We start from the raw sequence: 11,831 nt of genomic DNA on the forward strand, positions 1-11,831 counted from the left end.
GTTCCGCCACGATACGCATGGCGACTTCGCGCTGGAACATCAAGGTTAGGCTGCTCCAGAACGGTGGCCATTCAGGTGGGGTTAACCACCGAACCAACAACTCTGTACCCACGTTATAGGGAAGATTTGCTGCAATTCGGATGGGCGGCGTCAGGTGCTCAAGCGGGTTCACATCAAGCGCGTCACCGATGACATAGGACAGCCGGTCGGGGTAGGCGGCGCTGATCTGATCCAGCACGGGGCCACAGCGGGGGTCTTTTTCAATTGCCAAGACGCGGCGCGCCCCTTCGGCCAGCAACCCACGGGTCAACCCGCCGGGACCAGGTCCGATTTCAAGAACGTCGCAATCTGTGAGCGAGCCCGCCTGCCGCGCAATTTTTGCTGTCAGGTTCAAATCCAATAAGAAGTTCTGCCCAAGGGACTTCTTGGCAGATAGTTGGTTTTCCGCAATTACATCTGCAAGCGAGGGAAGGGTATCTATCTGGGCCATAAGCTATTTTTCTGTTGTAGCGGGCGGCGTGCTGCCCGTTTTTGCATCTGCCATTTTGCGTGCCATGTTCAGGGCGGCGATAAGACTATCCGCATCTGCAATACCTTGGCCCGCAATGTCAAAAGCGGTGCCATGATCAGGGGAGGTTCTGATGAAAGGCAACCCAAGGGTGACGTTGACGCCGCCTGAAAAATCAAGCGTCTTGATCGGGATAAGCGCTTGATCGTGATACATGCATACCGCCACATCATAGTTTTTGCGTGCGGCTGCGTGAAACATCGTATCGGCTGACAAAGGTCCCGTGATGTTCATGCCCTCACGGCGCAAGGCATCCAGTACAGGGGTGATCATGTCGATTTCCTCACGCCCCATGGCACCACCTTCGCCCGCGTGGGGGTTTAGGCCTGCCACTGCAATCCGCGGGGCGTCTATGCCAAAGTCGCGCCTAAGCGCGCGGTGGGTGATCAACAGCGTGTCCGTTAACCGTGCTGCGGTCAGCTGGGTTGGGACGTCCTCAAGTGCGATATGAATGGTGACGGGCACAACGCGTAGCGCGTCACACGCCAGCATCATGACGACCTGATCGACCCCTGCCAATGCTGCAAGATATTCTGTGTGACCGGGGTAGGCAAAATCTGCACCGTCTTTGAGCGCTTTTTTGTTGATGGGCCCTGTGCACAACGCGCTGGCCTCACCCGATTGCACCAAGGAGACACCACGCGCGATGGCTTCGATAACACCGGCTGCATTTCTGGGGTCTGGTCGTCCAGCAATGTTTTCGGCGGGAAAAGTGATCGGCAGAACAGGTAGCGCTTCGGTACTCACGTGCACTGCGTCTTGGGGGGTATGTATCTCGCGGATGGGTGTGCCAACTGGAATGTGTCGTGGGTCACCGATGTAGAAAAACGGCTGTCGGCTCCGCAAACGGCCCCATGCCTTGGCGGCTATCTCGGGCCCGATGCCAGCGGGTTCACCGCAACTCAGCGCGATTGGGGCTTTTTGCTGTGCGGTTTGGGTCATCGCCTATCCGTCAGTGATGATCGCATCTGCGCGTAGTTCGGCTAAGAACCCCTCGGCCAGCCGCTCAACCCGTTCGTTCAAAAGCGATTTACGGATGGCACCACGGTCTATGTCCTCGCCAAGTTGGGGCGTGCGACCGCACAGCATCAAAAACACCAAGGTATCGCCACCGGCACGCGTTAGCGCAGTTGAGACTTCGTTGTCGTCCAGTTTTGCTAGCTCAAGCGCGATGTCGTTGGGAATATCTGAAGGTGCCAGCGCACCGCGGTCCAAAATGCTCGCAGGTTGGCCTTGGGCAATGCCGTAGAGATCGTCGCATGTATCGACGCTTGCACGGATTTCTGCGGCGCGTTTGAGCCCCGCTTCAGAGCGCCCGCCGGCGATATAGTAGGCCGCATAGTCGATTGCTGCGGGGGCAGGGCTTGGCGCGCTTGTTTCTTCAATGCCGCGCAGTTGAAACAGCACGACGGCTTCACCCGATGAGATGGGCTGAGTGACCGCACCGCGCTGCAGGGACAAAAATCGCTGTGCGATGGCTGGCGGAAAGTCCGAAAGGGCGCGCCAGTTCAGCCGGCCACTGTTTTCGCGGCTGTTGGACAACGAATACTGTCTAGCAAGCGCTGCAAATTGTGCGATTGATTGGACTTGTGCGATATCTTCCGCGCGCGCACGGGTTTCATCTGCGACTTCTGGTAAATTCGCCAACACGATCTCGGACAGCAGAACCCGCACGCCACCCGCTTGATTTGCTGATGACAAGGCGATGCGGCGCTCGATCTCAGTGTCGCTGACTGCGGCGCGGGGTGCAAAGCGTGCCCGGACAAACTCGCGCCAACCGATGCCGACTTCGACGAAACTGCGGAATGATTGCTGGTCTACACCGTCTTGGGCAATTGCGGTGATGAATTGTTCAAGTGTGATCCCACCGCGACCTGCAAATTCTGCCATCCCTTCGAGAACCTGCTCGCGGTTTGGGGTTATCCCGGCTGTTGCAAGCGCGTCCTGCTTTAGCCGGTCATCAATGAGTTGTTCACGCGCCAAGCCCGCAGGGTTGCCCGGCGCATTGAGTACCTGCAAAAAGCGCGCCCGTTGATCCAACTCATAGCGGGTGATGACGCGGTCGTTCACCTTGATCGCTGGCGCAAATTGGTTTTGTGCCAGTGCGGCCGATGAGCAAATAACAAAAGCAAAAGCCACCTGTGAGGCGCTCTTGGCGAAACGGGAAAACGATTTGATCATTGTGCTGCTGGCCTCAATTACACCGGTGCGGTTTTTCCATTGTGCCACGAGAGCGGCCCGTGCTGAACCCTTTAAGTGACACGGTTAGGTCGAAATCGGTCGTGGGATCTAAATTTGTCGATGAGGTGAAGCGCCGGGAGACTGCAGCGCCGACAACAATGCATTCATTTTCGTAACTCACACCAAAACCGGCACGCGCCGTGTTGCCTTCGTTGAAGTCATAGCGCAGATCACCTTGGGCTGACCAATAGCGATCAAAGCCATAGCTGCCGTCTAATGTCAGTTCTGCAAAATCGGTGTTGGGCAGGTCTGAATCCGCTTGTGACCAGTAATAACTGCTGGCTAAACGCCAATCCGTGGTTTGATACGACAGGCGCAAATCATTGCGTTGAAAAGTCAGATCGTCTTGCACGACAGCTCGGTTGGTCAGTGTCAGCGCATCGTTGAATTTCACTTGTGCCGCCAGCAGCCAGTCAGAGCTACTGTTTGCCACCCCTGTTGTTGCAGCGAAATCATGGTCTGTATTCTCACGGAAGCTTTTGCCCGCACTAAGTGCGTAATGCCAGCCATCCTTTCCCGTGCGCGCGTAGTTCAAGCCCACCGTTGTGCGTAAACCTGTTTCAACGGCGTCTTGCCCGCTGAAACGGCTAAAGGACAGCAGGTTGCCTTCGTCGAATTCTGAGCGTGTGCTGTCTTCGTTGCGCGGCGTGTCACCCAAAGTGTCTGCCCATGAAAGTTGTAGAACTGGCTCAAGGATATGCGTCGCTTGGTCCGTATCTTTCGCAAGCGGATACCGCAGGACGACCGAACTTACAGGTGTTACACGGCTTAGGGTGTCAGCCTCACCAAGGTCGTCTCCAGAGGTGTAGATATCCGCGCCAATGCGTGCATCAAAATCAATTGCAAAGCCGCCCATAATCCAGCCGTTTTGATAGAGCGCAGCAGCGCTGAGACGCGTGACGTCGCGGCCAGCGGGGGAAAAACTAAATGGCGTTGCACCCGATTGAACCGCAGCGCTGGTGCCCGAAAATCTTTGGTGCGCGTGAATATCGCCGCTGAGATCAAGCGTGCCACCGCGAACATTTAGGCGCTTTGTATAGCGCAGATCGCCCACAAGCGGCGGAAGAGTTGACGTTTGCTCGCCTGAGCGGAGTGATTTGAAGTACATCAACGTTGCATCAAACGCATCATCTGCGCGCACTCGCTCAAGGCCGATCGCGCTGTCGAGGCGATCTTTTGCATTATAGCCGTAGTCGATCAAATATGTGTCGTCGGATGTTTGTTCGATATCAAAACTGAGCGTGTAATCCCGACCTAATTCGAATGATCCGTCCGCAAAAAGATAGCTGCGTTGCCCTGTTTCAAGATCATCGTCGGTCAGCGCACCGCGTACATTCAGATCGCCACTGGCAAAGGCTTGGCGGTAGCGAAACTCGATTGTTGCGGTGGATGACGAAAAATAAGGGGTCAGGGTGAGGTCTTTATCGTCCCCGATCGGTATAAAATACGGCAGCTTCAGGCCTGTTCCAAGCTGGCTGTTCGTGCGCAGGCTTGGCACCAAAAAACCAGCAGCGCGATCAAGCGTTGGATCAGGCAGGCGAAGTTTGGGCAGGTAGAACACGGGGATATCCAGTACGCGCAACTGGACGCTGTCGAAGTAAAGCTGTCGTGCGTCTTGGTCGTGTACAATTTCTTTGGCCCGCAATTGCCAAAGGGGCAGGTCATCTGCTCCGCAAACGTGGCAACTGGTGACTGCGACTTTGTAAAGCTGAGTGTAACGGCCGCTTACGCGGTTCACTTCGGTCGCTGCAAGCTGCAACTGTTCGGCCAGAACCACCCGCGCGCTTTCTAGCACCCCGTTACGCAAATCCTGGCTGATCTGGGCTTCGTCTGCCACAAGGATTGTTTCGCCGTCGACCAAGGTCAGCGGTCCTTCAATGCGCAATTTGTCAGTGGCTTGATCGTAAACAACCCGCGATGCCTTCAAACGCGTTGAGCCGTAAAGAACTTCGACTGCCCCGGATGCGACCAGCCGATTTGCGCCGTCAAAACTGATGGTGTCGGCAACTAATGTTGCGTTTTGTGCGGCGGCGGGGCTTAGAGAAGATAGCGAAATGCCAGCAGATAGGATCAAAGCGCGCAACATTATCCGTCCTCCAAATGAAGCAGCATCGCAATTGCCAAACAGATCGCAGTAATCGGGGGTGCCCATGCGGCAAGGATAATTGGGATTTGACCGTTTTCACCTAGCACCTGCGCGAAGTTGCGCAAAAAGAACGCACCAAAGCCCATCATGATTGCATAGAGCACCATTTGGCCTGTCTTGCCAAAACGTACATGGCGCATGGTGAAAACAGCCCCAATGAGAACCATTGCGACTAAAAATAGCGGCAGCGCCAACTCCATATGATACCAAATGCGGTAGGATAGCGCGGAAAAGCCAGCGGTTTCGAGATCTGCGATGAACCGCGGTAGCGCCCAGATTGGAACAGTACTTGGCGTACCGAAACTATCTTGAATTCGGTCCCGCGTGAGGTCCGTTGGAATGGTCAAGGTTTCTGCGATGATAGCAGTACGTTCGGGGTTAGGGTCGTTTAGGCGCCACGTCTTGGCATCGCGCAACTGCCAAGCTCCGTCGGTTAAAACCGCCTCAACGGCATTGACACGTGTAAGGGGCAGGCCGTCCTCGGAATAAGCCAAAAACATCGCATTGACCAACCGCGTGCCGTCGGCGCTTGATTGCTGTGCGTGGATCACGGTTTGCCCGCGCAAATCGCCCTGACGCAGCCACAGCCCTTCGTCTGAAACAGACAAAACTGAGGCCGCGCCGTCCGTATAGCGCGCGGCGTTTTCCTCGTATTGCTTGGAGGTTGCGGCGACGAGTGGGTTCAGAACGCTTACGCAGAGCGCACCAAGCCCTGCTGCCACAATGATTGGAGCCAGAAGAGACAGCAACGCACTTCGTCCCGCCGCCCGTGTGATCACCAGCTCTGATGTGCGCGCAAGACCCAGAAACAGGGTCAGTGTGGCGATGATCGTGATGAGCGGCAAAATGGTGTATAAACCCGACGGCACGTTTAACGCGGCCAGCCCAAGAATGCCTGCGAAAGACACATCCGCATCGCTGAAACGGCGCACCTGTTCGAGCACATCAATCAACAGTAGGACTGCAAAGAAGATCGCGCCAACCACCAAAAGGCTACGCAGGAATTTCATTGCAAAGTATAGGTGCAGCGTCATGTGGTGATCTCCCGCGTGCGGCGGCGCAGCAGGCTGGGGCGAGCTGATAGCCACAAAAGGGCGATTGCAACTACGGTGCCCCCGAACGCTGGAACATACATAAGTGGCCAGAGGTTTGCTTCCTCAAGCACTTTTGCGGTGACAACGTTCTCGCCGAGTTTGGTTAAGATCAATGCGATGGTCGCCCACACGACGCGGGGCCAGATGCCAAACCTGCTGAAGCTGCCCACCATCAAGAACGCAAATCCCATCAGCGCAGAGACAGGGGCCAAAAGGGGGCGCGCAAACCGTAGGTGGGCCTCTGTGACTAACTTGGCGCGGGATTCGACTGTTTCGTCTTGCAGTGCAGGTGTCGCTGCGAGCAGCTCTGACGTGCTTAACTCATCCACCTTGCGTTTACCTGTTGGAGCCGATGAAATCAGTCCGCCAATATCGTATGCGAAATCAGCAAAAGTGGTGATTGATATCTGATTGGTAGAGGCGCGGCGCGTTTGCGCTTGGCCATCGAACATCACCAATTTTGCGCCGCTTTCACCCCGGACCAGAAGCGCTAATTTGGCGGTGTAGGTCACGCTACGTTCGGGGTTTCGCGCATCTGATAGAAACAAGCCAACCAGTTCGCCACGCTCTGTGATGTCACTGATGAATAGCGTGACATCTTTTGCTGGGTGTTGAAATTGTCCCGCACTAAGCAGTTTGGCGGTAATGTTTTGCGACACTTCTGCGGTCCGATCCAACAGGCGTGCGGTACTCACGGGCATCAAAACATGCGACAATAGTGCCATCAAAATCGCTACGACCATTCCGAACACCAAAACCGGTCGCGCAAGCCTGAAGCCGGAGTACCCAGTCGCTTGAACCACTACCAACTCGCTCTCCTGGCTCATTCGGTTTGTCACATAGACCGCCGCAGCAAAGCACGCGATAGGTAGAACGGCGGCGATTGCTACAGGCAGCGTAAGTGCGGAAAATTCAAGAAATACCAACGCGGTTTGCCCGTCACCAATAAGTTGGTCAAACAAGCGCACAGCGCGGTTGACCCAAAGCACAAGCACCAAAACAAGGCTGAAAAACCCGAAAAGCACCATAAGTTGGGACAGCATGTAGCGGTCAAACCGGGGCATTGGCGCGCACGAGGCTCCTGATCTTAATGTGGGTGTCGGCAGACTGTTTCTGTATACTAGCTCATGCAAACGGCAGGCGAAACTCGTTTCTGGTCAATCCTATGTCCGCACGCTAGCTATAGGCAAAGGTCGGCGTGAATGCCGCATGAGTTTAAAGGGGCCCCAGCCATGACTGATTTGATTACCGTCACCGCATCACAAACTAATCTAGACGCGATAGCCGCACACACTGGCCGCGTCGTCATTTTTGTGGATGCAGAAGGCAAACTTGATCAAGCTGGGCGCCGCGTGAACCGGCTAAGCAAGGGGGCTGTTGAGCGTTTGGTGGGCTCGGATGCGTTTTCTGACATGAAAGCGGCTGACACTACGGATTTGGCGTGGCCCGCAGGTATGGCCGCAAGTGCGGTGCAAATCATCAAACTGGACCGCCGTACGGATGCGCCTACCGCACGCAAAGCGGGTGTACAGATTGGCAAAGCAATTGGCGCAGGCGACGTTTTGGTCATGGCGGGAAGTGCCAAGCACGCAGATCAGATCACGCTTGGTGCGCTGCTCCGTGCATATCAGTTTCAGGACCACAAAACAGCAGAACCCAAAACTTTTGGCGCTCTGAACGTGATGCTCAACAAGCCCGAGACACTTGATGGTCAGTTGGCTGAGTTGCGTGCGATTGCTGAGGGTGTGTTTTTCACCCGCGATCTGGTGACAGAGCCTGCGAATATTCTGACAACGACAGAATTTGCCGACCGTCTGGCCGCGCTGACGGCTCTTGGCCTTGAGGTTGAAGTACTTGAAGAAGACGCCCTTGAAAAGTTGGGCATGCGTACCCTGTTGAGCGTCGGCCAAGGCAGTGCATCGCCGTCCAAAGTGGTTGTGATGAAGTGGAACGGTGGCGGTGATGAAGCGCCTTTTGCCCTTGTTGGTAAGGGAGTTGTTTTCGACACAGGCGGCATCAGCCTAAAGCCTGCTGGCGGCATGGAAGACATGACGATGGACATGGGCGGCGCGGGTGTCGTGGCGGGTGTTATGAAAACGCTTGCCATGCGCGAGGCTAAAGCGAATGTGGTGGGCTTGGTTGGGCTGGTGGAAAACATGCCAAGCTCAACAGCTACGCGCCCAGGTGATGTTGTACGCTCCATGAAAGGCGACACAGTTGAGATCATCAATACTGATGCAGAAGGGCGCCTCGTTCTGGCGGACGTGCTTTGGTATGCCCAAGAGCGGTTCAAGCCAACGGGCGTGATCAACTTGGCAACCCTAACCGGTGCCATCATTGTGGGCCTTGGCCATGACAACGCCGGTGTGTTTTCAAACGATGACACGCTTTGCGCAGACTTTTTGGCCGCCGCAGGGCTTGAGGGTGAGGGGGCGTGGCGCATGCCGATGGGCCCTGAGTTCGACGCTCAGATCAAAAGTGCGGTTGCTGATATGAAAAACGTAGGCACACGTGCGGCAGGTAGCATCACTGCGGCGCAATTCCTGCAACGCTTTATCCACGAAGGGATGCCTTGGATTCACCTCGATATTGCTGGTGTGGCAAGTGTGAAGGCGGATACGGCTCACGCGCCCAAAGGGGCAACGGGGTGGGGCGTTATGGCTTTGAACCGTTTGATTGCAGACACTTACGAAGCATAACGTGGGCGAAGTTTACTTTTATCATCTAACCCGCGCACCGCTTGAGGTTACGTTGCCAACACTGCTGGAAAAAGCGGTGGGGGCAGGAATGAAATGCGTTGTGCGCGGGGCTGAAGCCACTGATCTGGAGGCGCTGGATTTGGCAATTTGGACCGCGCGGGACGACAGCTTTTTGCCCCACGGTGTTGCTTGCGGGGATCATGATGCGGCGCAGCCAGTTTTGCTGACCAAGGGCACGCAAGCATCTTATCCGAACAACGCCAACTGTCTGATGTCAGTTCACGGCGCTGAGGTGACCGCCGATGAGCTTACATCGCTTACGCGGGCGTGTATCCTGTTTGATGGCAATGATGGCGAAGCACTTCAGCACGCGCGGGAGCAGTGGCGCAGCTTAACCAGTGCGGGCGTGACGGCGCAGTATTGGTCTGAGGAAAGCGGCAGATGGGAAAAGAAAGCCGAGCACAAGCCTGACTAGACGTCAGCAATATCTTTGGCGCCGTGCGTGGCTATTTTGGATTTGTAATACTGCAGCACATGCAGGCGAATTGCCGAGGCCAGCCCAATATCGACACCGCGTGTTGCATCAATTTCAGCTGCTAACACATTGATTGGTTTGTTATTCTCTGCAGCTATTTGGCGAAAACTGTTCCAAAAAGCATCTTCAAGCGACACCGAAGTGCGGTGGCCCCGCAGGGTGAGCGAACGTTTGGTAGGCCGCTCAGCCATCAGTTTTATGACCGTCTAAATGCTTCGAAAGCTGTGCTTTGCGTGCGGAAGTGATGGTTTTCTGGCTTTTGCTTTGACCAAATTTTACAGCGTTTTCATCAGCGCGCGCCTTTTTGTCGGCGCGCGCCTTGGCCTTGCGGGCCTTGTTTAGGTTGATGACACTCACTTAGGGCCGATCATCAATTCAGGGCGGACAACACGGTCGAAAGTTTCGGCGTCTACAAAGCCCAACGCAATCGCTTCCTCTTTCAGGGTCGTGCCGTTTTTATGCGCTGTTTTTGCGACGGTCGTTGCGTTGTCATAGCCAATCTCGGGGGCCAGCGCCGTTACCAGCATCAGCGATTCATTCATAATACGCGTGATGTTGTCGGTGTTGGCTTGGATGCCCGACACGCAGTTATCGGTGAATGCAACGGCGGCGTCGCCTAGCAACTGCATGGACTGCAACACGTTATAGGCCATCATCGGCTTGTAGACGTTCAACTCAAAGTGACCTTGGCTGCCTGCAAAACCCACGGCTGCGTCATTGCCGAACACATGGGCGCACACTTGTGTAAGAGCCTCGCATTGGGTTGGGTTCACTTTGCCCGGCATGATGGATGAGCCTGGCTCGTTTTCGGGCAACATCAACTCGCCCAAACCACAGCGGGGTCCAGAGCCCAAGAGGCGAATGTCGTTTGCAATTTTGAATAGGCTGGCCGCAACAGTTTTCAATGCGCCGGACATCTCGACCATCGCGTCATGTGCGGCGAGGGCTTCGAACTTATTGGGCGCGGTTACGAAAGGAAGGTTCGTGATGGCCGCCATGTTGGCTGCGACTTGTTCGCCCCAGCCTTGCACGGTGTTCAGGCCGGTGCCGACAGCTGTGCCGCCTTGGGCCAGCTCATTGATGCGGGGCAGGGCAGATTTGATACGCTCAAGCCCCATCGCAACTTGATGCGTATAGCCAGAGAATTCTTGCGCCAACGTCAGCGGTGTCGCGTCCATAGTATGGGTGCGACCAATTTTGATAATCCCGTCAAATTCTTTTACTTTTGCTGCCAAGGCCGCGTGCAATTTCTCAAGTCCGGGGATCAATACGTCGCGCGCTGTCATCGCGGTGGCAATGTGCATCGCGGTAGGGAATGTGTCGTTTGACGACTGGCCCATGTTGCAGTGATCATTCGGGTGCACGGGATCTTTTGACCCGATGACGCCGCCCAAAATCTCGATGGCGCGGTTTGCGATCACCTCATTGGCGTTCATGTTGGACTGAGTACCAGAACCGGTTTGCCAGACGACCAGTGGAAAGTTGTCATCGAATTTGCCCTCAACCACTTCGGATGCGGCCTGGATGATGGCATCGCCCAATTCTTTGGGCAGCTTGCCGTTGTCCATGTTGGCTTGTGCGCAGGCTTGTTTGATCACACCTAATGCACGCACGATTGCGATTGGTTGCTTTTCCCAGCCGATAGGGAAGTTCATGATGCTGCGCTGTGTTTGTGCGCCCCAATATTTCTCGGAGGGAACCTCCAATGGGCCAAAGCTGTCGGTCTCGGTGCGGGTGGTGCTCATGATGAAGTCCTGTTCGTATACTGTTGTATGCCGTTTAGCGCGCAAAGATGCCGCGCGCAATAACTAGAAGTCGCTACTGGCCGTCGTTGGCTCAGGTCTTGCGGAAACTATCAAGGCTCACAACGTCTGCATTGGTTTTGGGGGTGTCACTGTCCGTGTTACGATCGGCGCTGCTTGCTTGGGTGACAGGCAGCAAGTCGACGTCATTTGGCAGGTCCAGATCAGTGTCTTCTAGATCATCTTCGTCATCGTCTTGGCTTTCAAAGCGCAGGCCAAATTCAACGGACGGGTCCACAAAAGTTTTGATCGAGTCGTATGGAATATAAAGGGGCTCGGGGCTGTCACCAAAGTTCAAAGTGACCGCAAAGCCTTCGTCGGTGACATTTAGGTTGTCGAACCAATGCTGCATGACGACAGTCATTTCGCCCGGATATCTGTCTGACAACCAGTCTGCAATTTCGACGTCCGGATGCATTGTGTCGAACGTGATGAAAAAGTGGTGCTCACCGGGCAGGCCGTTCGCCGCCACATCGTTCAAAACGTTCTGGATCAAGCTGCGCATCGCGCGGTGCATCAGGTTTCCGTAGTCAATTGAGCGATCCATAGACGCGGTTCCTTTGAAGCCATCTGTCAACTGTTTTTATCCTACGTCCCCTTGCGGTGAAGTAAAAGGGGCGGGGCTATAATTGATGCAAGATTTGCTGCGACGGTTTGGCAAAGCCGCGAAATAGGCCCTAAACCATGACTTGATCAAAAGTATCATTTAGTTGTATCTTTTGATTAATGCTGCGCAAGATGTTGTG

The 11,831-nt window shown here is 55.1% G+C and carries 12 protein-coding genes; 2 read left to right on the top strand and 10 right to left on the bottom strand.

Translation table 11 applies throughout. The features are described 5' to 3' along the window. The 6 genes from ACTF5M_RS10530 to lptF form a co-directional block, all read right to left on the bottom strand. Positions 1-490 (bottom strand): ribosomal RNA small subunit methyltransferase A (locus ACTF5M_RS10530; protein ID WP_438960951.1); only part of this gene is annotated, 490 nt, incomplete at its 3' end. Between the two features lie 3 nt (positions 491-493). After that, positions 494-1,510: a 4-hydroxythreonine-4-phosphate dehydrogenase PdxA gene (pdxA, locus tag ACTF5M_RS10535; protein WP_438960952.1), complete on the bottom strand. Its 1,017-nt coding sequence runs from the start codon at positions 1,508-1,510 to the stop codon at positions 494-496. 3 nt (positions 1,511-1,513) lie between these two features. Beyond that, the gene (locus tag ACTF5M_RS10540; RefSeq protein WP_438960953.1) at positions 1,514-2,797 is read right to left on the bottom strand and encodes a peptidylprolyl isomerase; all 1,284 of its coding nucleotides are present in this window, start codon (positions 2,795-2,797) and stop codon (positions 1,514-1,516) included. Next, positions 2,763-4,895 (bottom strand): LPS-assembly protein LptD, encoded by a 2,133-nt coding sequence (locus ACTF5M_RS10545; RefSeq protein ID WP_438960954.1) that lies wholly within the window; start codon positions 4,893-4,895, stop codon positions 2,763-2,765. The genes ACTF5M_RS10540 and ACTF5M_RS10545 overlap by 35 nt, the downstream gene beginning before the upstream one ends. Next, complete coding sequence (lptG, locus tag ACTF5M_RS10550) at positions 4,895-5,989, bottom strand: LPS export ABC transporter permease LptG (protein WP_438960955.1); 1,095 nt, start codon at positions 5,987-5,989, stop codon at positions 4,895-4,897. Before lptG ends, ACTF5M_RS10545 begins: the two co-directional genes overlap by 1 nt. After that, positions 5,986-7,113: an LPS export ABC transporter permease LptF gene (lptF, locus tag ACTF5M_RS10555; RefSeq protein WP_438960956.1), complete on the bottom strand. Its 1,128-nt coding sequence runs from the start codon at positions 7,111-7,113 to the stop codon at positions 5,986-5,988. Before lptF ends, lptG begins: the two co-directional genes overlap by 4 nt. A 168-nt stretch (positions 7,114-7,281) precedes the next feature. Between lptF and ACTF5M_RS10560 the strand changes: the two genes are divergently transcribed. Continuing rightward, positions 7,282-8,748: a leucyl aminopeptidase gene (locus ACTF5M_RS10560; protein ID WP_438960957.1), complete on the top strand. Its 1,467-nt coding sequence runs from the start codon at positions 7,282-7,284 to the stop codon at positions 8,746-8,748. Position 8,749: 1 nt separating this feature from the next. Beyond that, positions 8,750-9,223: a DNA polymerase III subunit chi gene (locus ACTF5M_RS10565; RefSeq protein WP_438960958.1), complete on the top strand. Its 474-nt coding sequence runs from the start codon at positions 8,750-8,752 to the stop codon at positions 9,221-9,223. Here ACTF5M_RS10565 and ACTF5M_RS10570 read toward each other — a convergent pair. From ACTF5M_RS10570 to ACTF5M_RS10585, 4 genes are all read right to left on the bottom strand, one after another. Then, positions 9,220-9,474 (bottom strand): ribbon-helix-helix domain-containing protein, encoded by a 255-nt coding sequence (locus ACTF5M_RS10570; protein ID WP_438960959.1) that lies wholly within the window; start codon positions 9,472-9,474, stop codon positions 9,220-9,222. The genes ACTF5M_RS10565 and ACTF5M_RS10570 overlap by 4 nt on opposite strands. Beyond that, positions 9,467-9,640 (bottom strand): DUF4169 family protein, encoded by a 174-nt coding sequence (locus ACTF5M_RS10575; protein WP_438960960.1) that lies wholly within the window; start codon positions 9,638-9,640, stop codon positions 9,467-9,469. The genes ACTF5M_RS10570 and ACTF5M_RS10575 overlap by 8 nt, the downstream gene beginning before the upstream one ends. After that, positions 9,637-11,028 carry a class II fumarate hydratase gene (gene fumC, locus ACTF5M_RS10580; protein WP_438960961.1) on the bottom strand — a complete coding sequence of 464 codons (1,392 nt, stop codon included), beginning with the start codon at positions 11,026-11,028 and terminating at the stop codon, positions 9,637-9,639. Before fumC ends, ACTF5M_RS10575 begins: the two co-directional genes overlap by 4 nt. 91 nt (positions 11,029-11,119) lie before the next feature. After that, positions 11,120-11,632 (bottom strand): SspB family protein, encoded by a 513-nt coding sequence (locus ACTF5M_RS10585; RefSeq protein ID WP_438960962.1) that lies wholly within the window; start codon positions 11,630-11,632, stop codon positions 11,120-11,122. Positions 11,633-11,831 lie beyond the last annotated feature (199 nt).

It is taken from the genome of Nereida sp., assembly GCF_965655635.1.
GTDB lineage: Bacteria > Pseudomonadota > Alphaproteobacteria > Rhodobacterales > Rhodobacteraceae > Nereida.

Excerpts from the sequence above, each read along its gene's own strand:
- pdxA (WP_438960952.1), bottom strand. The coding sequence starts at position 1,510 with ATGACCCAAACCGCACAGCAAAAAGCCCCAATCGCGCTGAGTTGCGGT.
- ACTF5M_RS10545 (WP_438960954.1), bottom strand. The coding sequence starts at position 4,895 with ATGTTGCGCGCTTTGATCCTATCTGCTGGCATTTCGCTATCTTCTCTA.
- lptG (WP_438960955.1), bottom strand. The coding sequence starts at position 5,989 with ATGACGCTGCACCTATACTTTGCAATGAAATTCCTGCGTAGCCTTTTG.
- lptF (WP_438960956.1), bottom strand. The coding sequence starts at position 7,113 with ATGCCCCGGTTTGACCGCTACATGCTGTCCCAACTTATGGTGCTTTTC.
- ACTF5M_RS10560 (WP_438960957.1), top strand. The coding sequence starts at position 7,282 with ATGACTGATTTGATTACCGTCACCGCATCACAAACTAATCTAGACGCG.
- ACTF5M_RS10570 (WP_438960959.1), bottom strand. The coding sequence starts at position 9,474 with ATGGCTGAGCGGCCTACCAAACGTTCGCTCACCCTGCGGGGCCACCGC.
- fumC (WP_438960961.1), bottom strand. The coding sequence starts at position 11,028 with ATGAGCACCACCCGCACCGAGACCGACAGCTTTGGCCCATTGGAGGTT.
- ACTF5M_RS10585 (WP_438960962.1), bottom strand. The coding sequence starts at position 11,632 with ATGGATCGCTCAATTGACTACGGAAACCTGATGCACCGCGCGATGCGC.